This window comes from Mesorhizobium sp. B2-6-2, assembly GCF_006440615.1.
Taxonomy (GTDB): domain Bacteria; phylum Pseudomonadota; class Alphaproteobacteria; order Rhizobiales; family Rhizobiaceae; genus Mesorhizobium.
In genome coordinates this window covers 231,636-254,119 of record NZ_VFUG01000003.1, presented here as the reverse complement: position 1 = coordinate 254,119, position 22,484 = coordinate 231,636, and the positions used below count along the sequence as shown (strand labels likewise).

The window sequence follows — 22,484 nt, the reverse complement described above, 5'->3', positions numbered from 1 at the left end:
GGCAAATTTAGATTTGCTTAAGGTCTTGCTAACGCACCGGTAACGATGTGCCTTTAAAACGGACTGCGAGGCGGACATCGCGTCTGCCCGGCGCTCCGGATCAGGTCTCGCGTACCGGAGCCCGTAAATTTCGCAAGTATTCTCGTAGCGAAATGCCATGTGTATCTGGCAAAGCCGCGTTCCCGCAGGGACGCGGTTTTTGCGTTTTAGAACGTCGCCAACTTCGTCATTCCAGGGCGCAGCAGGAGCGAAGCTCCGTCGCGAAGACCCTGGAATCCATGCCGTGACTTCGAAGCGCTGCAACGGCGCAGAGTTCTGCTCCGCTGCACCCCTCGGCGGAGGTCACGGAATGGATTCTATGGTCTGCGCGCGTCGCTTCGCTCCTTGCTCCGCCATAGAATGACGACTGGCTGCGTTTCGCCTCGTCAGCGCTTCCGCAAATCGGCATCCGCGAGATCGAGCGCCCTGGCGATGCGCTCGCAAGCCATGTCGATCGTGTCGCGCGTCCAGATCAGTGGCGGCGACAGGATCATCGTGTCGCCGGTGGCCCGCAGCATCATGCCCTGCGCGATCGCGTGGTCGCGCACGACGACCGCCGCGCTTCCCGACGGCAAATAGCGTTCCTTGGTCGCCTTGTCCTTGACGATCTCGATCGCGCCCATCAGGCCGATCGAGCGTACCTCGCCGACCAACCTGTGTCCGGCGATCCGCTCCTGCAGCGCCTGCGCGAAATAGGGACCGGTGTCGTTCTTGACGCGCTCGACCAGGCCTTCCTTCTCGATGATCTCGAGGTTCTTGAGCGCCACCGCGCAAGCCACCGGATGACCGGAATAGGTGTAGCCGTGGTAGAACTCGCCGCCTTTCTCGACCAGCGTCTTGGCGATGCGGTCGCCGACCAGCAGCGCCGACAGCGGCTGGTAGCCCGAGGTCAGCGCCTTGGCGGTGGTGATGGTGTCGGGCTCGATCCCGAACGTCTGCGCCGCGAACCATTCGCCGGTGCGGCCATAGCCGGTGATCACCTCGTCCAGCATCAAAAGCACGTCGTATTTGCGGCAGATGCGCTCCACTTCCGGCCAGTAGCTCATCGGCGGGATCTTCACACCGCCGGCGCCCATCACCGGTTCGCCGATGAAGGCGGCGACCTTGTCGGCGTCGGCTTCGAGGATCGCGTCCTCGACCGCCTTCGCCGCGCGGATGCCGAAATCATGGTCGCTTTCACCGGGCAGCGCGAGCTCATAGGCATAGGGCATCATCACATGGACGATGTTGGGCACCGCGCCGCCGAGCTGCTTGTGCATCGGCTCCATGCCGCCGAGCGACGTGCCGGCGACCGTCGAGCCGTGATAGGCCGACTTGCGCGAGATGACGCGATTCTTCTCGGGCTTGCCTTCAAGCGCCCAGTAGTGGCGCACGAGCCTGAGCGCCGTGTCGTTGGCCTCCGACCCGGACGAACCGTAGAAAACCTGGCTGACATGCGTCGGCGCCAGCTCCGCCAGCTTCTTCGACAACAGCACCGGCGTCGGCGTCGAGCATTTGAAGAACGAGTTGTAGTAAGGCAGCTCCTTCATCTGCGCGTAGGCAGCCTCGGCCAGCTCGTCGCGGCCATAGCCGACATTGACGCACCACAGGCCCGCCATGCCGTCGAGGATTTCGGTGCCGTCGGCATCGTAGATGAACGGGCCGTTGGCATGGGTGATGATGCGCGAGCCCGTCTCGCGCAGCTCCTTATGGTCGGTGAAGGGATGCAGGTGATGCGCGGCATCGATCTGCTGAAGCTGCTTCAGCGAATAATTCTGATAGGTCATGGATTTGATCTTTCCTCTTGAATCAATCCGGCAGCGGCCGGGGCGGATTCGTCAGAGGAAGCCGGGCGGCGAATAGCCGATGCGGGCGCACAGCCGCAACAGCTCGGCGCGCAGCGTGCGCGGTGACGGCGTCACTGCGACCCCGAAGGCGCCTGATGTGCTGAAGCGGATCATGGCAGCAGCTTATGCCGCCTGAGGCCCAAAATTCAAGCTAAGACGGCAAGCGGTAGTCTCAGTTGGTGACATGTTGGCGGCGCGCCTCTTTTCGGCCTTCGAGCCAAGACCATTGGCGGCGGCGCTCTTTCGATCGTCCTGCAGGTCGTTGGCTTCCTCGCCTGTGGCAATACGCATGACGCGGACGGCGTTGCCGATCACGTCGGCGGGGCGCTTCTGGCCTTTAGGTCCGGTCGGCATTTGAGGACTCTTCTAACGTCGCTATATAGTGCACTGGGCTCCCACTGGAGTACACAGTATAGCTCTTATTGCCAAAGCGGTCGTTCTTAACTGTGAGCGAGGTGGTGTAGGGTGGGAAGCCTCTTTTCGGAGGTATTTTGGGTATAGGCGGGCAATGGCTCATTGCCAACCGATCAAGAAGCACGGCCAACTCCGCTGTCGGCATCTCGTCCTCTGGGATGGACTGTTCCCAAGGCTGCTCCGAACCGCGCCGGACAATCTTCCAAATTCGCACCATCTCTCGCCCATGCTTTCCGCTAAGCATATAGGCGGTTCCGTCTATATGGGCAAACTCGGCGAGGCGCTTTCGACTGGCTGTCAAATTTCAAACTGAGACACTAACCGGCCAGCGCTCGCTGCAGAAAGAGGTAGCGCATCGCCGTCTGTGCTGCCTGCGGCCGGCGGTCGCCGCGCCCGCCATGGCCGCCTTCGGTCTCCTCGAAGAACAGCGTCCGGCCGTGGCCTGCCTCCTGCAGCCGCGCCGCCATCTTGCGCGCATGTCCCGGATGGACGCGGTCGTCGGCGGTGGACGTCATCAACAGCACTGGCGGATAGGCGACATTGGCCGCGACATGCTGGTAGGGCGAATAGGTGCCGAGCCAGGCCGCCTCCTCCGGCTTCGACGGGTCGCCATATTCGGCGATCCACGAGGCGCCGGGGGGCAGGTCGGTGTAGCGCAGCATGTCGAGCAGCGGCACGTCGATGATGACGGCGCCGAAGAGCTCCGGCCGCTGGGTCAGCGACGTGCCGGTCAGCAGGCCGCCATTGGAGCCGCCCTGGATGCCAAGCTGCGCCGCCGTGGTGATGCCGCGCCGGACCACGTCCTCGGCCACGGCCGCGAAATCGTCGAAGGCGTTCTGGCGCTTGCCCTTCAGGGCCGCCTGGTGCCAGGCCGGACCAAACTCGCCGCCGCCGCGGATATTGGCCTGGACATAGGCGTTGCCCCTGTCCAGCCAGAGCTTGCCGCGAATGCCGGCATAGCCGGGCAGCAGCGGCACTTCGAAGCCGCCATAGCCGTAGAGCAGCGCCGGCACCGGTCCTTTCTGGTCGCGCCGCCGCACCACGAAATACGGGATCATCGTGCCGTCCTTCGAGCGCGCCTCGAACTGCTCCGAGATATAAGGCGAGGCGTCGAAGCGGGCCGGCTGCGACTTCACCGTTTGAAGCGTCTCGCCATTGTCGTCCGACCAGATGATCGAGCTCGGCGTCAGGAAATCGGTGAAGGAGAAGGAGACGCTCGAGCCGAAATGCTCGACATGGCTGATGCCGACATTGCCGTTGTCGGGCAGCGCGATCGGCTTCAGCGACCAGCCGTCGGCGGCGCGATCGCAGGCGATGACCTTGCCGCGCACATTGTCCATCAGGTTGATGAACAGCCGGTCCTGCGTCCTGGCAAGGCCGGCGATCGAAACGCGGTGCGCCGGCTCGAGCACGGTCTGGACCGGACCGAAGGCACCGCTCTCGATCCAGCGATCGAAATCGACCGAATAGAGCCCGTCGGGCAGGCAGCGCGTGCCGTCCGGCGCCGTCCAGGGGCTGCGCACGCCGAAGATCAGTTGGCCCTTGAAGATCGCCGTGTCGGTGGCGTCGTCGGGCAGCGGGATGCGCCGGTTCTCGCCCGAAGCCAGCCGCAGGAAACTGTGCGAGGTGAAGAAGTCGAGCGTCTTGCCGAGCAGCACGTGCCGCTTGTCGCCGTCATATTCGACGCCGCCGCCGACCGCGAGATGTTGCTTCTCGCCTTCGAGGATCGGCGTGGCGTCCTCAAGCTTAGTGCCGCGCCGCCACAGCTTGACCACGCGCGGATAGCCGGACTGCGTCTTGTCGTCTTCCTCGAAAGCGGCGGAGACGATCACCGTATCTTCGTCCAGCCAGGAAAAGCCCGACTTGGAAGCACGCGCGGAAAAACCGCCATCGACAAAGGACCTCGTCACGATATCGAATTCGCGCATCTCGCTGGCATCGCCGCCATCGGGCGACATGTAGAGCAGGCAGCGGTTGAAATCGGGATAGAGCCGGCTCGCCCCGCCGAACACCCACTTCACGCCTTCCTTCGCGGAAAGCTGATCGAAGTCGATGACCGTCTCCCAGTCGGGCTTGTCGGTCTTATAGGACTCGACCGTCGTGCGCCGCCAGAGACCCAGCGCATTGGTCTTGTCCTGCCAGAAATTATAGACATAGCCGGCAAGTGCTGCCCCGACGGGCATATTGTCCTCGGCGGTCATCAGGTCGAGCGCGGTCTCGAATGCGGCCTTATAGGAGGGATCGCCCTGCAGTTCGGCGACCGTCAGCGCATTCTGGCGATGAACCCAGCCCAGCGCTTCCTTGCCGTTGCGATCCTCAAGCCAGAGGTAGGGATCGTCGGCGGTCAATTCGAGCTGGGTTTTGGTCATCGTGCTGGTCATGCAGGTCTCCATCCGGCGGCCCCGCCTACATCGCGTTCACTGGCTTGATATTCAAGAGCCATTTCGCGGCCGATTACAAAACCCGCCGGCGCGTGATCGTCGCCGCCGCCAGCGCGGCGCAAATGGCGCCAAGCGTGACCGGCAGGCCGGCGGCGCCGATGACATCCATGACGCCGCCGGTGAGCGGCGGCACGACGATGCCGCCAAAACCCCACATCAGCGAGAAGGCGGCATTGCCGGCAACCAGCGCCGACCCGGTGAAGCGTTCGCCGAGCTCGATGATCGACATCGTGTAGATGCCGTAGGAAACGGCGCCCCAGATAAAGACGCAAGCCCAGATCAGCGGCGTCTCGATCAGCGCCGGCAAAGCGACGCATCCAAGGACGGTCACCGCCACGCAGCCGAACCGCACCAGGCGCGCCGTCAACCTTTCAGCGAGCAGGCCGAGCGGCACCTGCATGGCGATGTTGCCGGCGATCATCACGGAAAGCAGCGCCGACATGCGCGCCTCGGGAATGCCGTGATGCGTCCCATAGACTGGCAGCAGCGCCAATATCGCCTGCTCGAACCCGGCCGCGACGATCACCGCCGACATAAGCAGCCAGGCCATTGGTATGAAGCCCAGCACCGAAACTTTGTTCTCGGCCTCGTCGACCTTCGGCAGCCGCTTCACCACCACGGCCAGGCAGCCGCCGCAGAAGAGGAAGGCAAGAATGCCGACAAGGAAAGGCGGCCAGCCTTCCGTGCCGACCGCGAGCAGGCAGAGCGGCCCGGCCGCGAAGCCCGCCGAGATGATGGTTGAATAGATGCCCATGACGCGACCGCGGCGCGCCGGCGGCGCCAGAGCGATCACCCAGATTTCGCTCAAGACATAGAGCGGGTTGGTCACCACGCCGATCAGGAGGCGCAGCGGGAACCACAGATAGACATTTTGCGTCCAGCCGATCAGCGCCAGCACCAGCGCTGAAAGCGCCGCGCAGGTCAGCGCGGTGCGCCCTGCCCCGAACCGGCGCGCCAATCCCGGGATCAGCGGCGAGGACAGGATGAAGCCGACCGGCGTCATCGCCGCCGACAGTCCGATTATCGCCGGCGAAACGCCCTGGCGCTGCAGGATGAAGCTGAGCAGCGGATAGGAAAGCCCTTGCGCGAGGGCGAAGACGGAAACCGTCGCGATCACGCCGGTGATCGCGGCCCACTGCACCGTCTCGTCGCTTTCCGAGCCCGCCAGCGCCATCATTGCTGCTCCAATCTTCGGAGCCTTAGCCGCTACCGGCGACAGCCGTAAGGGCCAACGGCGGCGAAAGCGCATGTTCCAGCCAGTCCCTGTCAGGAGCGCTGGCGCTGCAAGGAACAGCACAAGGTAGCGGCACCCAGCAACGCAGAGCCCGACGATGACGGCAGGCAGCCGAGCGGCCGATCGCCTGCGGCCGGCCCCCCCTTCCGTCATGTCGCTTCCCTCGCCCTAGTGGTCGCCGCCTCCTCACCGGCTGCATTGCGGCCAGTCCATTATGCCGGCCAAATTCGCATCCTCACGAGGCTTCTCATGACTGCCGCCCTTCATCCCGCCGAACCGGCACTGGCAACCGATCGCGCCCGCCGTGGCGGCCGCGCGGGAAAGCGCGCCGGCGGTTCGGCCGCCTTTGAGCAGCCCGCCTTCCGGCAATTGAAGAACCCGCTGACGCCGACCGGGTTGGTGTCCGATGACGAATTGGAATCAATCCACCTCGCCTCGCTGCGTGTGTTGAGGGAAATCGGCGTCGACGTTCTGCACGACGAGGCCCGCCGCATCATGAAGGCGCATGGCGCGGACGTGCGCGAAGGCTCGGAGCGCGTGCGCTTCGACAGCGACATGATCCTCGAGCTTGTCTCGCATTGCCCGTCGGAGTTCACGCTGCATGCCCGCAATCCGGCGCATAATCTGCGCTTCGGCGGCAACAACGTCATCCTGTCGATGATGGCTTCGGCGCCGAACTGCTCCGACCTCGACCGCGGCCGCAGGCCCGGCAACCAGGCCGATTACCGCAACTTCCTGCGCCTGGCGCAGATGCACAACATCCTGCACTGCACCGGCGGCTATCCGGTCGAGCCGATCGACATCCATCCGTCGGTGCGGCACCTGGAATGCATTCGCGACCTCGCCATGCTGACCGACAAGGTCTTCCACATCTATTCGCTCGGCAAGGAACGCAACGTCGACGGCATCGAGATCACCCGCATCGCGCGCGGCATCAGCCGCGAGCAGCTGATGCAGGAACCGTCTGTCTTCACCATCATCAACACCAATTCGCCGCTCAAGCTCGACGTGCCGATGATGGAAGGCATCATCCAGATGTCGAGCATGGGCCAGGTCGTGATCGTCACGCCCTTCACGCTATCCGGCGCCATGGCGCCCGTCACCGTCGCCGGCGCGCTGGTGCAGCAGAACGCCGAGGCGCTCTCCGGCATTGCCTTCGCGCAGATGGTCAAGAAAGGCGCGCCGGTCGGCTATGGCGGCTTCACCTCCAATGTCGACATGAAGTCCGGCGCGCCGGCCTTCGGCACACCCGAATATATGAAGGCGCAGCTCGTCGGCGGCCAGCTTGCCCGCCGCTATCAAATTCCCTACCGCACCTCCAACACTTGCGCCGCCAATACGGTCGACGCCCAGGCCGCCTATGAAAGCGTGTTCTCGCTGTGGGGCGCCATCCAGGGCGGCGGCAATCTGATGATGCACGGCGCCGGCTGGCTGGAAGGCGGCCTGCGCTGCTCCTACGAAAAGACCATCCTCGACATCGACCTTTTGCAGATGGTGTCCGAATTCCTCACCCCACTCGACCTCTCCGAGGATGCGCTCGGCTTCGACGCCATCCAGTCGGTCGGTCCTGGCGGTCATTTCTTCGGCACCCAGCACACGCAGCAACGTTACAAGACCGCCTTCTATTCGCCGATCGTCTCCGACTGGCGCAATTTCGAAACGTGGGCCGAGGCGGGTTCGCCGACGGCGATGGAGCGGACCAACAAGGTGTGGAAGGAGCGCCTTGCCTCCTACGAGGAGCCCTATATGGATCCGGCCATCCGCGAGGAACTCAACGACTTCGTCGAGAAACGCCGCGCCGAAGGCGGCGCGCCGACGGACTTCTGATCCTTGATCTCCATTTCTGACTCCACATTGCACAACACGGATCTATCTGCATGAAATCCCACGTAAAAGCGGTTGTCATCGGCGGCGGCGTCGTCGGCTGTTCGGTGCTCTACCACCTCGCCAAGGCCGGCTGGACCGACATCATGCTGATCGAGCGCTCGGAGCTGACCTCCGGCTCGTCCTGGCATGCGGCGGGCGGCTTCCATACGCTGAACGGCGACCCGAACGTCGCCAAGCTGCAGGCCTATACGGTCCAGCTCTATAAAGAGATCGAGGAACTCTCCGGCCAGTCCTGCTCGCTGCATCTGACCGGCGGCGTCATGATGGCCGATACGCCCGAGCGCATGGACTTCCTGCGGCTGGCTCACGCCAAGGGCCGCTATCTCGGCATGGATACCGAGCTGATCACGCCCTCGGAAGCCAAGGCGATGTTCCCGCTGATGGACGAGACGAACTTCGTCGGCGCCATGTGGGATCCGGTCGAAGGCCATCTCGACCCTTCGGGCACCACCATCGCCTATTCCAAGGCGGCGAAAAAGCTCGGCGCCGAGATCGTGCTGCGCAATCGCGTCGTCGACCTCACTCAGCAGCCGGACGGCACCTGGAACGTCGTCACCGAGCAAGGCACGGTCCATGCCGAGCACGTCGTCAACTGCGGCGGCCTGTGGGCGCGCGAGATCGGCCGCATGGTCGGCGTCGAGCTGCCGGTTTTGGCCATGGAGCACATGTACCTCTTGACCGAACCGATGCCGGAGGTCGAGGAGTTCAACAAGTCGACCGGCCGCGAGATGATCGGCGTGCTCGACTTCAAGGGCGAGATCTATACCCGCCAGGAGCGCAACGGCGTCCTGCTTGGCACCTACGAGAAGGCCTGCAAGCCGTGGTCGCCGGTCAACACGCCGTGGGATTTCGGCCATGAGCTCCTGCAGCCCGACATCGACCGCATCGCGCCGTCGCTGGAGATCGGCTTCAAGCATTTCCCCGGCATCGAGAAGGCCGGCATCAAGCAGATCATCAACGGCCCCTTCACCTTCGCGCTCGACGGCAATCCGCTGGTCGGCCCGGTGCAGGGCCTGACGAATTTCTGGTGCGCCTGCGCCGTTATGGCCGGGTTCAGCCAGGGCGGCGGCGTCGGCCTGGCACTCTCCAACTGGATGGTGCATGGCGATCCGGGGTTCGACGTCTGGGGCATGGATGTCGCTCGCTTCGGCGAATGGGCGGGCTTGCGCTACACCAACGCCAAGGTGCGCGAGAATTATTCGCGCCGCTTCTCGATCCGCTTCCCGAACGAAGAACTGCCCGCCGCCCGTCCGGCGCAGACGACGCCACTTTACGACACCATGCTCGCCAACAACGCCGTCATGGGCGATTCGTGGGGCCTGGAAACGCCGCTCTGGTTCGCGCCGAAGGGCACGGAGCCGAAGGACATCGTCTCCTTCCACCGCTCCAACGACTTCGGCCCGATCGGCGACGAAGTGCGCGCCACCCGCGACAGGGTCGGCGTGACCGAGATCGCCAACTTCGCCAAATACGAGGTCTCAGGCCCGGGCGCCGAGGATTTCCTCAACCGGTTGATGACTAACCGCATGCCGAAGGTCGGCCGCATCGTGCTGACCCCGATGGTCAACGAATTCGGCAAGCTGATCGGCGACTTCACCATCGCCAAGGCCGGCCCAAGGAATGGAGAAGACCGCTTCATGATCTGGGGCTCGTCCGCAGCACAGAAATATCACATGCGCTGGTTCGAGAAGCACCTGCCGAAGGACGGGTCGGTGCGCATCCACCGCTTCGACCAGACGCTGGTCGGTCTCTCCATCGCCGGGCCGAAATCGCGCGACCTGCTGCAGAAGCTCGTCGATGTCGACATCTCGACAAAGGCCTTCCGCTTCATGGACTTCCGCGAGATGGCCGTCGGCGGCGCGCCCTGCATGGTCAACCGCATCACCTATACCGGCGACCTCGGCTACGAGATCTGGATGGCGCCCGCCTACCAGCGCCTGGTCTACAAGGAGATCAAGGAAGCCGGCGCGGAATTCGGCATCGTCGATTTCGGCATGCGTGCGCTGCTCTCCATGCGCCTGGAAAAGAATTTTCCGACCTGGTTCCGAGAATTGCGTCCGATCTACGGACCGTTCGAAGGCTCGATGGACCGCTTCATCAAGCTGGAGAAGAACGACTTCATTGGCCGCGAGGCGTCCGCCAAGGAGCATGCCGAAGGGCCGAAGCTGCGCCGGGTCTCCTTCATCGTCGACGCTGCCGATGCCGACGTGATGGGCGACGAGCCGATCTGGGCCAAGGTCGGCAAGGACTACGGCACGGTCGAGAAGCCGCATGGCTACGGCGCGCCGCGCTTCGACACATCAGGCATGGAAGTGCGTGGCTCGAAGGCCGCCGAAGGCGCTTCGGCCGTGCGCGGCATCGTCGATGGCGACTGGCGCGTCGTTGGTTGGGTGACTTCGGGCGGCTACGCGCATTACGTGCAGAAGTCGATGGCGCAGGGCTATGTGCCGGCCGCTCTTGCCGAGGACGAAAGCGCCGGCCTGTTCGAGATCGAGATTCTCGGCCACCGCCGCCCGGCCCGCATCAATGTCGAGCCGCCTTTCGACCCGAGCGGCGAGAAGATGCGGACCTGAAGCCCCGCCAATTGTTGGATTGCGTCGGTAGCTATGGCATGGTCCGAGCCCACTACCGGCGCATCAGCATGAGAAGACCGTCCCCTTGCGGCAACTAGAGAAATGGACCGATTGGCTCTGCGATGAACGGGTCGGTCCATTCAGCGCGGCGGTCGCGTCGGTCCTCCTCTACTGCCTGACCCAGATCGTCATGATGGCCCTGCTGTCCCATGTTGCGGGCACGGGCGTCGGTGTCGACGATGCAGAGCAATTGACGGAAATGCGGTTCCTGGCCGCCGGCTACGGCAGCTCGCAGCCGCCTCTATACACCTGGCTGGCGACGCTTGCAGCCTCGCTGGTCGGAACCAGCGTCCTTGCCCTCAAGATCGTCAAATACGGCCTGCTGGCCGCGGGGCTGGTCGCCTATTTCACCGCCATACGCCGCCTCGGCTACTCGAACCGTGCCGCGGCGGCCGGCATGTTCGGATTGCTGCTGTTTCCTCAGATCTTCTGGGAGATGCAGCACGCCCTCACCCACTCGGTCGCCATATTCTGTTTCACCTCGCTGCTGCTTCTGGCGCTGGTCGAGGTGGAGAAGCGGCGATCGGCCGTTGCCTATGCTTTTTTCGGCCTGGCGACGGCGGCCGCGATGCTGTCGAAATACAACATCGTCATCTTCCTTGCCGCCCTGTTCCTGGCATCTCTCTCGGTTCGCGAAACGCGTGAGGCGATCTTCGACCGCCGTTTCGCAATCAGCGTGGCGGTGGCGGTCCTTGCCTGCCTGCCGACGCTTTATTGGAGCCTGACACATCTGGAAGACCTGCTCGCGCACCAAGGGGGCCTGGGCGTCGCCGAAGGCGGCAGTGTTGCGAAGACGGCGCTTCTCGGCATCCGCAGGCTGGTCAACGCGATCGTCAATTTCGCTGGACTGCCGGTCGCGATTTTTGCCGTCGCCTACGTCCTGGCGACAAGAAAACGGACGGATCCACCTCAGCCGGTGCGGTGGCCGGAAAAGCTGTTGTGGCGGGCGATCGTACTTGGTCTTGTGGTCATGGTCACAGTCGTCTTGGCGGCCGGCATCACCCAGTTTCGCGACCGCTGGATGCTACCGATCTTCATCCTCTTGCCCGCGGCGCTCGCCATGCGCTTCGACGCCATGGGCCTGAAAGGCCGAAAGACGCAAGCCACCATTGTCTTCGTCGGCGCTCTCCTTGCCATATTGGTACTGCCGCTGAGCTGGTACATGCATCTGCACGGCGGCGACAGCCGCGGCAGCATCGTGCGCATGGATTACCGCTCGCTTTACGACCAGATCAACGCCGACGGACCGGTCAAGACCGTGGTCTCGAGCTGGTTCTGGGTCGGCAATCTGCGCCTGGTCGATGCCGACCTCATCGCGCTCGATGACGAGACGCCGGACTTCGCCAGGTCGATCCGCGAGCCGGCGGTGCTCGTGCTTACCGATGACAGGGAATCGTCCTCGGAGGTCTTCGAAGAGCTGGCGAAGGCCGGCTACGTGATGGACACTATCCACCGCACGATTGAAGTGCCGCAGGCACTCGGCTTCCCGCCCCGCAAGGTCACGATTACCAGACTGCACAAGAAGCCCGCGCAGTAAGCTTCAGGTGGGACGAATGGACAAGCTAGGCTTCGGCCGCCACCGCAAGATCATGCCCTTCGAACCCGGCTCGGTCGAAGCGTTGCGCGAGGCCTCGCGCGAAAAGGCGGCCTCCCTCAACCAGCATCTGCTGGGCTATGGCGCGACTGCCGAAGCCGAATGGGCGACGGCGGGCATCGCCGCGCCGGACTTGGCCGAAATGCGCAGATACCGGCTGGACCGCATCCGCGCCGAGCTGAAGCGCCGCGACTATGCCGGCGCCCTGCTCTACGACCCGATCAACATCCGCTACGCGACGGACTCGACCAACATGCAGCTCTGGGTCGCGCACAATTCGACACGCCACTGTTTCGTCGCCACGGAAGGGCCGGTGGTGCTGTTCGACTATTTCTCCTGCGAGCACCTGTCCGATCATTCGGGTGTCGTCGACGAGGTGCGCCCCGCGGTGTCGTGGATATATCTCTACAGCGGCGAGCTTACCGAGCAGAAAGTCCGGCGCTGGGGTGCCGGTATCGCCGAGCTCGTTGCCGAGCATGGCGGCGGCAACCGCCGCATTGCCGTCGACCGCATCAACCCGGAAGGCGTTGAGGAACTCGCCCGCCGCGGCATCGCGACAGGCAATGGCGAGGCGGTGATGGAGAATGCGCGCCTCATCAAATCGCCGGACGAGATCCTCGCCATGCGCCGCGCCATCGTCGCCTGCGAGGCGGCGATTAGCGAGATGGAGACAGCGCTGAAGCCCGGCATCTCCGAAAACGAGCTCTGGGCGGAACTGCATCGCGGCAACATCGCGCGCGGCGGCGAATGGATCGAAACGCGGCTTTTGTCATCGGGACCGCGCACCAATCCCTGGTTCCAGGAATGCTCCTCGCGCATCATCGAGGATGGCGACCTCGTCGCCTTCGACACGGACCTGATCGGTCCCTACGGGTTCTGCGCCGATCTTTCGCGCACATGGCTTTGCGGCGACGGAAAGCCGTCGAACGAGCAGCGCGACCTCTTTCGCATCGCCGCCGATCAGATCGCTCATAACACCGATCTGATGCGGCCGGGCATCTCCTTTCGCGATCTCGTCGGGCGCTCGGCGGTGCCGCCGGACGACTGCTATCCGACGCGCTACGGCGTGCTCTATCACGGGGTCGGCCTGGCGGACGAATATCCGACGCTGCCGCATGCCGGCGACTGGACCGACGACACGCCGGACGGCGTGCTCGAACCCGGCATGGTGCTTTGCGTCGAAAGCTATATCGGCAGGCTTGGCGGGCACGAAGGCGTCAAGATCGAGGAGCAGATCCTGATCACCGAAACCGGCAACGAGAAGCTTTCAACCTACAAGCTGGACGAGCGGCTGCTCTGATCCGCTTTCGACAGTCGCGACGGCGTCGCGCATCGCGGCAACGATTTTTTCCGGCGTCGTTCGGGCGGTGATATAGGGCAGGCCCTTGCGCCGAGCCGTCCAGCCGACCACCTTCACGCCTTTCGCCGCCGGCTCGAAACGTTGCGCCAGCGCCCAGCTTCCGCAGTCGATGGCCGCGACCTCGGCCCTGCCTTCCGCAACGGCCACGATCGACGACCGGTGGCCGCCGCTTTCGTCGCGTGAGGCGAAGATGTCCAGGCTTTCGCCCATCGCCTCCAGGTCGCGCTGCAGGCCGATCAGCCCGGACATCGAATCCGGATTGTTGAAGGTGAAGCGCTTGCCGCGCAGAAGATCGATCGGGATGAGGGCCTTGCCGTCCGCGGGCGGGGCAGTCCCCGGTCCGCCATCCGCCGGCATCACCAGCGCGCTGGAATAGAGCTCTCCCTGCCCGCCCTCGAACGCATCGTAGCTCGGCTGCGCAACCACCTGCACATGCCGCGCAAGGCCGAGTTCCATCGGCCCCCAGCAGGTTTGCCCGAAGAGCAGTGCCGGGCTTAGCCAGAGCGGGAGGAAGTCCAACTCTTCCGGGGGCAGCGTCGCCGGGTCGGGCGCGATCGGCTTGCCGGCGCCGTCGAGTATGCCGCCGGGAACCCCTGGCAGTTCGCGATTGCTGCGCACGACCGCCTCCGGCGCATCGATGCCCCTTTGCCGGAAAGCGTCACGGAGCCGCGCCCATTGCGCGTCGACCTGGCCACGCGCTTCGGACCAATCATACATCGGCAGGGCCGCAACGAACTTGCTCATGTCGAATAGCTTTCAAAGTCAAGCGGCCTTTGGCGCCTGAGTTCCGCCGCAAAAAAAGCGTCGCGGAAAGTCGAAATTACTCCTTCGGCGGCTCGGCCGGAACAGGCGCCGTGCCAAGTCCGCTGACATTGCGCGCCCTGACGCGCGGCTTGAAGGCGCGGCCCGGTTCCGGCGTGCGCCGCAGCACCGGATGGACGATCGGCTCCTTGGCCCTGAAGGCATGGGCTTTCAGCATCGCAAAATAGTTCGGATAGGCATAACCGTTGTTCATCCGCAGCCATTCCTCGCGGCGCTCGCGAAAGAGCTTCGGCAGCCGGTACCAGGCAATGGTCGGGCTCTTGTGATGAACGAAATGCAGATTGTTGTTCAGGAACAGGAAAGAGAGCGGCGAGCGCTCGACGATCACCGTTCGCCCCTCCGGATGCTCCGACCACTGGTGCTCGGCATAGGTGCGGATCGAGATCAGCGACTGGCCGAGCCACACCGGCACCAGGATATAGAGCCACAGCGGGATGCCGAAGCCGAACGTGACGATCGGCGTCACAACCGCGAGGCCGACGGCATGCAGCAGCCAGGCCTTGCGGATCGCTTTGTCGCCGGCAAGGATCTGCTTGGCATCGTCGATGAAGAAACCGACCGAGGACAGCCACGGACCGAGGACGAGGCGGCCGACCATGGTGTTGTTGATCTTGAGCAGAAGCTTCATTGTCGGCGGCAGATCCTCATGCATCCAGAGCGCCTGGTAGTAGCTCTCCGGATCGTCGAGCGGATCGGTCAGGCGCTCGTCGGCATGGTGGCGAAGGTGGATGGTCTTGAAGCGGCGGAACGGCCAGACCATGCCGATGGGCAGGAAGACGAAGGCTTCATTGATCCTGGCGTTGCGGGTCGGGTGGCCGTGCAGCACTTCGTGCATGATCGAGGATTGCAGAGCCAGGATAAAGGGCAGGACGGCAAGCGCCAGAAGCGGATGGGATGGCCAGACAAGGAAGCCGGTGGCGAGCCACGCGCCGTAGCAGAAGAGTGTGAGGAAGACTGTCGGCCAATCGACAGCCGGTGTGCTGCTACGTCTCTTTTTCGTGCCGGTATTCACGCTTGCCATGCTCTCGACCACTGCCCCCCAGTCGCCGGAACCAACTCGATTCCTGACAACATTGTGTCAGGAGCCTGCCGTGACATCAACGCGACAATGCGCACAACCCGTTGCGAATGCGCATTTTTGGCGGCATATGTTATACATTGTAAACAGACATGGGGATTCATTTCCGCCTGAGCCACGTTCAGAACGGCGCCGGCGCAAATTTGTCCTCTCCAATGCTGGAGCAGCGTGATGGACAAGCGCGATCTGTCGACGACCTTTCGGGAGCGCCTGAAATTGCTCTTGACACGGTCCGACCTGAACCAGTCGGCCTTCGCGACGGCGGTCGGCATCGACCGTTCGGCGCTGTCGCAGCTGCTCTCCGGCGCCTCCACCCGCCTGCCCCGCGCCGAGACCCTCCTCAACATCGCCGCCGAGTTCAAAGTATCGCTCGACTGGCTGCTGGGCCTGAGCCAGGACGAAGGGGTCACCGGCGAAATTAGAGAAAGCCTGGAGATCGAGGAGGCGCCCGACGGCTTCGACCGCACGTTGCTCGCCAAGTGGCATGCCGAGGCGGCCGGCACGAAGATCCGCTATGTGCCGGCCGGCATTCCCGACCTTCTGCGCACCGAGGCACTGGTGGAATATGAGGCCGGCATTGCCAACAAGAGCCGCGAGGCGCAGGCAGGCGAAACGCAATATCGCATCGACTACAACCGTCGGCCGGAGACCGACATGGAAGTCTGCATGCCACGCCACACGCTGGAGATCTTCGCGCGCGGCCTCGGTGTCTGGGATCGTTTCCCCGAGGCCGAACGGCGCAGGCAATTGCTGCACATGGCGGCGCTGCTTGACGACCTTTATCCGACCTTTCGCCTGTTCCTCTATGACGGCCGCATTCGCTATTCGATCCCCTATACGATCTTCGGCCCCTATCGCGCCGCGATCTATGTCGGCGACATGTATATCGTGCTGAGCGCCACTCAGCCGATCCGCACGCTCACCAGCCATTTCGACAACCTGATCCGGGCCGCCGACATCAACGCGCACGAGGCCGCGAGCTTTGCGCAAAAGCTGGCCGCAATGTCCTTCCCATCAGGCTCTGCCTGATTCGCGCGCATCGATATCATCTTGGCCGCCCCTCATCGTTCCAGGGAAACCCATGGCCTTTCCGGCCGCAAATTCGTTGACTGGACATAAAGACTTCTTTATATCGTTATTTGAATTTGAACGCGAAAGCCATTCCAGGCAGGAAATCCAGGGCCATGACCGCGACCAACCCGATTGACGCACTGCTTGCCGAAAAAGGCGTGCTTTTGGCCGATGGCGCCACCGGGACCAATCTGTTCGCGATGGGCCTGGAGGCCGGCGAAGCGCCTGAGCTGCTCAATGAGACGGCGCCCGAGACCATCGCCAGCCTGCATCGGAACTTCGTCGACGCCGGCGCCGATATCATTCTCACCAACTCCTTCGGCGGCACTCGCCACAGGCTGAAGCTGCATCACGCGCAGGATCGCGTCCACGAGCTGAACAAGCGCGCCGCCGAGATTGCCCGCTCCGTCGCCGACAAGGCCGGCCGCACGGTGATCGTCGCCGGCTCCGTCGGCCCGACCGGCGAATTGCTGGTGCCGCTCGGCGCCATGACCTATGACGAGGCGGTCGAGGCCTTCGCCGAACAGATCGAGGGCTTGAAGGCCGGCGGCGCCGAGGTCGCCTGGATCGAGACCATGTCGGCGCCGGACGAGATCCGCGCCGCGGCTGAGGCCGCCATCCGTGTCGGCCTCCCCTATACCTATACCGGTTCCTTCGACACGGCCGGCCGCACCATGATGGGCCTGCTGCCGAAGGATATCCACGCCGTCGCCGATGGCCTGTCGCAGGCCCCTCTCGGTGTCGGCGCCAATTGCGGCGTCGGCGCTTCCGATATCCTGGCGTCGCTGCTCGACATGACCGAGGCGAAGCCGGACGCGACCGTGATCGTCAAGGGCAATTGCGGTATTCCGGAGTTCCGCGGCGCGGAGATCCACTATTCCGGCACGCCGGAGCTGATGTCCGATTATGTGCGGCTGGCGGTCGATGCCGGCGCCAAGATTGTCGGCGGCTGCTGCGGCACCTCGTTCGCGCACCTTGCCGCCATGCGCAAGGCGCTGGACGCGCACACCAAGTCGACCCGCCCGACCGTCGAGACGATCGTCGAGCGCATCGGCCCGATGCGCAACAAGGCGGCGACGGCAAACACCGCCGAGACCAGCGAAGCCCGCCGCGAGCGCCGGCGCAGCCGCGCCTGATACGTTTTCTACTTGCTGTTTTCGGCGTAGCGCGACAGCGCGGTATTCAGATCGGTGCCGGCACCGCCCTGGTTGTCGGCGCCCATCGTCATCAGGGCGCCCGATGCGCCGGGGTCGCTGATCTGCTCGAGCATCGAACGAAAACGGTCGTTGTTGAGGGCCGAAAGCGCTGTGTTGCGCGCCGCGTCGACATCGTTCCTGATGCGCGCGGATTCCGCCGAAGCAGCGGACGGTCCGCGCACCGGGGCATTGGCCGCCGTCGAGTTCACGTTCCCCATTGTCGTGATATGCACTGCTGATCCCTCAAACCCTTATCAGCACCGACTAACAGAAGCTCGTTGCGGCCAGGTTCCGGAAAAGCCGCGCAATTTAACGATCGAAAAAAGAGCCGGCGGGATTGTCCCGCCGGCTCTTCAGTCAATCCGCAATGGCCTACTTGTTGCCGTCCAGCGACGAGGCCAGCCGCACCAGCGACAGGAACTCCGCCCGATAGCCGAATGGATCGGCGCCGCGCGCGGCATTGGCGATCTCCGCGATGCGGTCGTAGCTGAAATTCGCAGTCTGATCCTCGTCGCGCAGCTTCTGCCCGAAAGCCGCGACGGCGACCGAGAAACGCTGGTCGGCGCCGGCCGCGTCGAAGGACGAGACCTCGTTGGCGGCGGTCACCGGCGTGGTGATGAGCTTCGAGACGTTCTCGTCCGGCAGCTTGTAGCGGATCTTGACGAAGGCATATTCGTCGGCATTGGCGACGCCGCCATTGTCGACCTTGGCCTGGCCGTAGCGCAGCGGATCGACCTGCTCGCCGCCGCTGCCTTTCGGCGTGATCTCATAGACCGCCGTCACCGAATGGCCCGAGCCGATATCGCCGGCATCGACGCGGTCATTGTTGAAATCCTCGCGCTTCAGGGCGCGGGTCTCATAACCGACGAGACGGTATTCCGAGACCGTGGCCGGGTTGAACTCGACCTGGATCTTGACGTCCTTGGCGATGGTGAACAGGGTCGAGGAGGCATCCTCGACCAGCACCTTCTCGGCTTCGGCCAGCGTGTCGATATAGGCCGCCGTGCCGTTGCCGTTCTGGGCGATGGTCTGCATCATCTGATCGTTCAGATTGCCACGACCGAAGCCGAACACGGAGAGGAACACGCCCGTCTTGCGCTCGCTCTCGATCAGTCGCTTGAGGTCGTCGTCATCGGTCTGGCCGACATTGAAGTCGCCGTCGGTGGCAAGCATCACCCGGTTAACGCCGTCCTTGACGAAGGATTGCTGCGCAAGCCTGTAGGCCTCGCGGATGCCTTCCTCGCCGGCCGTCGACCCGCCGGGCGCCAGATTGTCGATGGCCGCAAGGATCTTCTGCTTTTCCGCCGCCTTGGTCGGCATCAGCACCGTGCCGGCATTGCCGGCATAGGTGACGATCGAGACGGTGTCGTCGGGCTTCAGCCTGCTCACCAGTAGGCGGAAGGCCGATTTCAGCAGCGGCAGCTTGTCCGGCTCGTCCATCGAACCCGAGACGTCGATCAGGAAAACCAGATTGGCCTTCGGCTGCTCGGCCGGCTTCACGTCGAAACCCTTGATCGCGACATGCATGAGCTTGGTGTGCCCGTTCCACGGCGTCGGCATGACGGTGACGGTCGAGTTGAACGGCGTCTTGGCCGAATCCGGACCCTTCCAGTCATAGGGGAAATAGTTGATCATCTCCTCGACGCGCACCGTGTCCGCATCAGGCAGACTGCCTTCCTTCAGCGAGCGCCGCACGAAAGAATAGGAGGCCGTGTCGACGTCGATCGAGAAGGTCGAGACCGGGTCCTGCGCCGTTTCATGCACCGGATTGGTCTTGAAGGTCTCGACGCGGTCGCGGTTTTCCTCCTGCGGCTGCATCCGGTCGGCAGGCATGGGCGCAGGCTGCACCATCAGCTTGGAATCGGCGACCGCCGGCGAAGGCGCCGGAATCGCGGCAGCTGCTCCTGCCGGTGCCTTGTCGGCCCGCTCCAGCTCGTCGGCGCTCCGTTTGGGGGAATAGCCCGCAATTACCCCGACCCCGTCTTTGCCGCCGGCCGCGAGCTGGCCACTCTCCGCCGGCGCAGACTGCAGGGCGCGCTCGGCCTCGGGCGCCGCCTCCTGCTTGAGCAGGCTGTCGACCTCGGCCGCCGGCTTGGGCGGCGTTGCCGGCACCATTTGTGAATTGGCCTGGGTCTCGGCGTCCGCGTCGGTCTTCTTCTCCTTGGCGGGCGCCGCTGCCAGCGGCTCGTTGACCGCGGGCTGTTCCGGCGCAGGCTTCTGCGCCGCCGGTTTGTCGGCCAAGGTCTCGGTGACGGTGCCGTTGCCGCCCACGACGGGCGGCTGGTCCTTCAGCATCTCGAAAGCGGCATAGCCGGCGATAGGCAGCGCGACCAGCGCGGTGATGGCCGGCGTGGCGATGAGTTTCCGTTGCATGATGTCTCTCCAGAGCATTCTTGCTCGCTCCGTGAGACGAAGGCCTGCGGACGTTCCTTGGCGAACAGGCGAAATTATTTCGTCGAGGTCGAAAGCCTGCATCGCGGCGGCCAGGGCGCGCGCCTTCGCCTCGCCATCCGGCGCCGGTACCGCGATGTCGCGCAGCCTTTCGAGTTCGTTGTCGTCGACCATGGTCACACTTCCCCGGCTGAGCGCATCAGCAGCTTCAGCCGTTTCTTCGCTTCATGGATGTGCCAGGACACCGTCGTCTCCGAGATCACCATCACCTCGGCGGCCGCCGCGTGGTTGAGACCTTCGCCATAGACCAGCAGCACTGCGTCGCGTTGCTTGTCGGGCAGCATCCGCACCGCCGCCCACAGCGCCTCGGCCGGATCGTCGACCTCCGCCGACGCTTCGCCCGCGATCAGCGCATAGGCGCCGTAGGCATCGGTCTTGGCGGTGTCGCGGGCGCGCTTGCGCATCATGTCGCGCGAAGCGTTCAGCGTCATGGCATAGAGCCATGTCGTAAAGGCGCCGCTGCCCTGATAGTCGCGGATCGCGCGGCCGAGCCGCACGCAGACGTCCTGGGCGATGTCCTCGGCGTCGGCTTTGCGGCCGCACCAGCGATAGGCGGCGCGATAGACGAAGCCGTAGTGCCTTTCGAGCAATCTGCCGAAAGCACCCCTGTCTCCGCCCCTCGCCCGCCCGATCAGTTCGGCATCGGAGGCTTCGCCGTCGTCCAGCATCATCGCCATCATTTGCCTGTTGGACGAAGGCTAATGGCCAATCCTTGGGGCGATGGAAAGATTTTTTTGAGAAGGCAATTAGGCGCTATGGACGAGGTGTGTCGAGATTCGGGTCAGGCCGAGCCGAAAATGGTGGTTTCCGAGAACCGGAGCGGAGCGTACTTAAAGTACGTGAGCACCGGAAGCGCAGGAAGCCGCCATTTGTAGGCCGGCCTCACCCGAATATCGGCACACCTTATCCCAGCGTCTCTTTGAAGAACGTCGTCAGTCGCTTCCAATGCCTCTCCGCGCCCGCCTCGTCATAGACGCTGTGGTCCTTGACGCACCAGCCATGGCCGACGCCGACATAGTTTTCGATGACGTGGTCAACATCTGCTGCCCTGAGCGCCTCCGCCAGCCGCGCCGACTGCTCCGGCGGAAAGCTGCGGTCGACGCCGGCAACGCCGATATAGACGCGCGCCTTGATCGAGGCAGCCTTGCGGTGCGGGCTGTCGGGCGCGTCGCTGGCGAGATTGCCGCCATGGAAGCTCGCCGCGGCGGCGATACGGTCCGGATAGCTCGCCGCCGCGTTCAGCGCCCGCGCGCCGCCCATGCAGTAGCCGACGACGCCAACAGGTCCGGCGATCCCCTCGGCGGCCAGAGCATCGAGGAAGGCGCTGCCGTCGCGGATGGTCATGCCCTGCGTCGTGCCGCCGCTCAGCATCAACAGCAGGGCCTTGGTCTTTTCCTCGGCAAAGGCGGTTTTGGGATCGAACGGGCCATAGGGCGCATAGCGGTAGAAGAGATCGGGCACCAGCACGGCATAGCCATGCTCCGCGAGGCGCTCGGCCATCTGGTCGAGCGCCGGGCGCGGACCGAAAACATCCATATAGAGGATGACGCCAGCCCTGGCCGGCGCGGCTGGACGAAACAGCCGTGCCTTCGCCGTGCCGTCCTGGGTCTTGATCTTGATGTCCTGCTTCGTCATTGCGCGCTCCGCCGGTTGCCAGGCGGTAGATATCCGCACCGCCCGCCAGGGCAAGCCGCAACCTCTCGATCGCGGTCAAGTTTCCGTGCGGTTCGGAAGAATGCCTACAGTCCGGCGAACGCCGCCATGTGAAAAGCCTGGACATCGGCCGGATAGCGATACTCAGCGCCATAGGGACAGGCGTTGCGGTCGAGGCAGCCGCCGGCGCGGCAGGGCGCCCCATCCGTGCCACGCACATGCAGCAGGCACGCCTCGTGCGCAAAGCCAGCCACCGAATATGCGCCGACCGGACAGGATTTCAGGCAGGGTTTTTCGACGCATGCGTCGCAAAGATGATTCATCTCATGAGCTTCGGGAAGAGAAATCTCGTCCTCGAACAGCAATGCGCCGCGATAGGCATGCCAAAGTCCATAGGTCGGATGCATGAGGATGCCGAGCGGCGACGGCTTCAGCCCTTCGGCCCGCATCGCCCATTGCTGGAACGGCAGGTAGGGCCGGTCGGAGGGCGAAACCGCGCGGGCGCCGCAGCCTTGCGCGACCGCGCCGATCACCGCGCGCGACCAGGTGTCGAGCGGATTGGCGATGCCGCTCGCCTGCTGTCCCAGCCAGCGTTGAAAATGCGGCCATGGCGCCGCGCCCGCCTGCCCGACGAGCAGCGCAGATTTGGCTGGAGCGCCAGAAGGTCCGGCTGGCGCAGCCTCACCATCAGCGAAACGGAAGCCGCCACGGAGGATCAAGCCGTCGGCCGCGAGCGCGGTCGCGATATGCCCGACCAGGTCGCGCGCAAAAATCATCCCTTCCGG

The 22,484-nt window shown here is 64.2% G+C and carries 18 protein-coding genes; 6 read left to right on the top strand and 12 right to left on the bottom strand.

Annotated features, from left to right (window positions below; all coding sequences use genetic code 11):
- Positions 1 to 425: 425 nt before the first annotated feature.
- The 5 genes from FJ419_RS09275 to FJ419_RS09255 all read right to left on the bottom strand — a co-directional run bounded on the left by FJ419_RS09275 (position 426) and on the right by FJ419_RS09255 (position 5,894).
- Positions 426 to 1,805, bottom strand: a complete 1,380-nt coding sequence (locus tag FJ419_RS09275; protein ID WP_140689989.1) for an aspartate aminotransferase family protein — start codon at positions 1,803 to 1,805, stop codon at positions 426 to 428.
- Positions 1,806 to 1,856: 51 nt separating this feature from the next.
- The gene (locus FJ419_RS09270; RefSeq protein ID WP_140689987.1) at positions 1,857 to 1,979 is read right to left on the bottom strand and encodes a capsid protein; all 123 of its coding nucleotides are present in this window, start codon (positions 1,977 to 1,979) and stop codon (positions 1,857 to 1,859) included.
- 9 nt (positions 1,980 to 1,988) lie between these two features.
- A complete protein-coding gene (locus tag FJ419_RS09265; protein WP_140689985.1) occupies positions 1,989 to 2,219 on the bottom strand; it encodes an RNA-binding protein in 231 nt (76 codons plus the stop codon).
- Between the two features lie 377 nt (positions 2,220 to 2,596).
- On the bottom strand, positions 2,597 to 4,660 hold the full coding sequence (locus tag FJ419_RS09260; RefSeq protein WP_140689983.1) for a prolyl oligopeptidase family protein: 2,064 nt from the start codon (positions 4,658 to 4,660) through the stop codon (positions 2,597 to 2,599).
- A 73-nt stretch (positions 4,661 to 4,733) separates the two neighbouring features.
- Entirely contained in the window at positions 4,734 to 5,894 is a 1,161-nt protein-coding gene (locus FJ419_RS09255) for an MFS transporter (protein ID WP_140691059.1), read from the bottom strand.
- 309 nt (positions 5,895 to 6,203) lie between these two features.
- On the opposite strand from FJ419_RS09255, the gene FJ419_RS09250 reads away from it, so the two are divergent.
- From FJ419_RS09250 to FJ419_RS09235, 4 genes are all read left to right on the top strand, one after another.
- Positions 6,204 to 7,781 carry a trimethylamine methyltransferase family protein gene (locus tag FJ419_RS09250; RefSeq protein WP_140689978.1) on the top strand — a complete coding sequence of 526 codons (1,578 nt, stop codon included), beginning with the start codon at positions 6,204 to 6,206 and terminating at the stop codon, positions 7,779 to 7,781.
- 50 nt (positions 7,782 to 7,831) lie between these two features.
- Positions 7,832 to 10,414: an FAD-dependent oxidoreductase gene (locus FJ419_RS09245; protein ID WP_140689969.1), complete on the top strand. Its 2,583-nt coding sequence runs from the start codon at positions 7,832 to 7,834 to the stop codon at positions 10,412 to 10,414.
- A gap of 85 nt (positions 10,415 to 10,499) precedes the next feature.
- Positions 10,500 to 12,011 carry a glycosyltransferase family 39 protein gene (locus FJ419_RS09240; protein ID WP_140689961.1) on the top strand — a complete coding sequence of 504 codons (1,512 nt, stop codon included), beginning with the start codon at positions 10,500 to 10,502 and terminating at the stop codon, positions 12,009 to 12,011.
- 16 nt (positions 12,012 to 12,027) lie between these two features.
- Complete coding sequence (locus FJ419_RS09235) at positions 12,028 to 13,368, top strand: Xaa-Pro peptidase family protein (RefSeq protein ID WP_140689956.1); 1,341 nt, start codon at positions 12,028 to 12,030, stop codon at positions 13,366 to 13,368.
- Here FJ419_RS09235 and FJ419_RS09230 read toward each other — a convergent pair.
- Together FJ419_RS09230 and FJ419_RS09225 are read right to left on the bottom strand one after the other, a co-directional pair.
- Complete coding sequence (locus FJ419_RS09230; protein WP_140689953.1) at positions 13,336 to 14,172, bottom strand: PhnD/SsuA/transferrin family substrate-binding protein; 837 nt, start codon at positions 14,170 to 14,172, stop codon at positions 13,336 to 13,338. The two genes, FJ419_RS09235 and FJ419_RS09230, sit on opposite strands and share 33 nt — an antisense overlap.
- A 76-nt stretch (positions 14,173 to 14,248) precedes the next feature.
- The gene (locus FJ419_RS09225; protein WP_140689950.1) at positions 14,249 to 15,271 is read right to left on the bottom strand and encodes a fatty acid desaturase; all 1,023 of its coding nucleotides are present in this window, start codon (positions 15,269 to 15,271) and stop codon (positions 14,249 to 14,251) included.
- A 228-nt stretch (positions 15,272 to 15,499) separates the two neighbouring features.
- On the opposite strand from FJ419_RS09225, the gene FJ419_RS09220 reads away from it, so the two are divergent.
- Both FJ419_RS09220 and bmt read left to right on the top strand, forming a co-directional pair.
- On the top strand, positions 15,500 to 16,357 hold the full coding sequence (locus tag FJ419_RS09220) for a helix-turn-helix transcriptional regulator (protein ID WP_140689947.1): 858 nt from the start codon (positions 15,500 to 15,502) through the stop codon (positions 16,355 to 16,357).
- 155 nt (positions 16,358 to 16,512) lie between these two features.
- Positions 16,513 to 17,535, top strand: a complete 1,023-nt coding sequence (gene bmt, locus FJ419_RS09215) for a betaine--homocysteine S-methyltransferase (protein ID WP_140689944.1) — start codon at positions 16,513 to 16,515, stop codon at positions 17,533 to 17,535.
- 8 nt (positions 17,536 to 17,543) lie between these two features.
- Here the strand turns inward: bmt and FJ419_RS09210 are convergent, their stop codons facing one another.
- The 5 genes from FJ419_RS09210 to FJ419_RS09190 all read right to left on the bottom strand — a co-directional run bounded on the left by FJ419_RS09210 (position 17,544) and on the right by FJ419_RS09190 (position 22,475).
- Positions 17,544 to 17,828 carry a hypothetical protein gene (locus FJ419_RS09210; protein ID WP_246679157.1) on the bottom strand — a complete coding sequence of 95 codons (285 nt, stop codon included), beginning with the start codon at positions 17,826 to 17,828 and terminating at the stop codon, positions 17,544 to 17,546.
- Positions 17,829 to 17,967: 139 nt separating this feature from the next.
- A complete protein-coding gene (locus tag FJ419_RS09205; RefSeq protein WP_140689938.1) occupies positions 17,968 to 20,160 on the bottom strand; it encodes a VWA domain-containing protein in 2,193 nt (730 codons plus the stop codon).
- 2 nt (positions 20,161 to 20,162) lie between these two features.
- Positions 20,163 to 20,723, bottom strand: a complete 561-nt coding sequence (locus FJ419_RS09200; RefSeq protein ID WP_140689936.1) for an RNA polymerase sigma factor — start codon at positions 20,721 to 20,723, stop codon at positions 20,163 to 20,165.
- Between the two features lie 226 nt (positions 20,724 to 20,949).
- Positions 20,950 to 21,681 (bottom strand): dienelactone hydrolase family protein, encoded by a 732-nt coding sequence (locus FJ419_RS09195; RefSeq protein WP_140689931.1) that lies wholly within the window; start codon positions 21,679 to 21,681, stop codon positions 20,950 to 20,952.
- A gap of 104 nt (positions 21,682 to 21,785) precedes the next feature.
- Positions 21,786 to 22,475: a 4Fe-4S dicluster domain-containing protein gene (locus FJ419_RS09190; protein ID WP_140689923.1), complete on the bottom strand. Its 690-nt coding sequence runs from the start codon at positions 22,473 to 22,475 to the stop codon at positions 21,786 to 21,788.
- Positions 22,476 to 22,484 lie beyond the last annotated feature (9 nt).

Bases quoted from the DNA above. Each gene is read 5' to 3' on its own strand.
- FJ419_RS09275 (WP_140689989.1), bottom strand. From the start codon at position 1,805: ATGACCTATCAGAATTATTCGCTGAAGCAGCTTCAGCAGATCGATGCC.
- FJ419_RS09270 (WP_140689987.1), bottom strand. From the start codon at position 1,979: ATGATCCGCTTCAGCACATCAGGCGCCTTCGGGGTCGCAGTGACGCCG.
- FJ419_RS09265 (WP_140689985.1), bottom strand. From the start codon at position 2,219: ATGCCGACCGGACCTAAAGGCCAGAAGCGCCCCGCCGACGTGATCGGC.
- FJ419_RS09260 (WP_140689983.1), bottom strand. From the start codon at position 4,660: ATGACCAGCACGATGACCAAAACCCAGCTCGAATTGACCGCCGACGAT.
- FJ419_RS09255 (WP_140691059.1), bottom strand. From the start codon at position 5,894: ATGGCGCTGGCGGGCTCGGAAAGCGACGAGACGGTGCAGTGGGCCGCG.
- FJ419_RS09250 (WP_140689978.1), top strand. From the start codon at position 6,204: ATGACTGCCGCCCTTCATCCCGCCGAACCGGCACTGGCAACCGATCGC.
- FJ419_RS09245 (WP_140689969.1), top strand. From the start codon at position 7,832: ATGAAATCCCACGTAAAAGCGGTTGTCATCGGCGGCGGCGTCGTCGGC.
- FJ419_RS09235 (WP_140689956.1), top strand. From the start codon at position 12,028: ATGGACAAGCTAGGCTTCGGCCGCCACCGCAAGATCATGCCCTTCGAA.
- FJ419_RS09230 (WP_140689953.1), bottom strand. From the start codon at position 14,172: ATGAGCAAGTTCGTTGCGGCCCTGCCGATGTATGATTGGTCCGAAGCG.
- FJ419_RS09225 (WP_140689950.1), bottom strand. From the start codon at position 15,271: ATGGCAAGCGTGAATACCGGCACGAAAAAGAGACGTAGCAGCACACCG.
- FJ419_RS09220 (WP_140689947.1), top strand. From the start codon at position 15,500: ATGGACAAGCGCGATCTGTCGACGACCTTTCGGGAGCGCCTGAAATTG.
- bmt (WP_140689944.1), top strand. From the start codon at position 16,513: ATGACCGCGACCAACCCGATTGACGCACTGCTTGCCGAAAAAGGCGTG.
- FJ419_RS09205 (WP_140689938.1), bottom strand. From the start codon at position 20,160: ATGGTCGACGACAACGAACTCGAAAGGCTGCGCGACATCGCGGTACCG.
- FJ419_RS09200 (WP_140689936.1), bottom strand. From the start codon at position 20,723: ATGGCGATGATGCTGGACGACGGCGAAGCCTCCGATGCCGAACTGATC.
- FJ419_RS09195 (WP_140689931.1), bottom strand. From the start codon at position 21,681: ATGACGAAGCAGGACATCAAGATCAAGACCCAGGACGGCACGGCGAAG.
- FJ419_RS09190 (WP_140689923.1), bottom strand. From the start codon at position 22,475: ATGATTTTTGCGCGCGACCTGGTCGGGCATATCGCGACCGCGCTCGCG.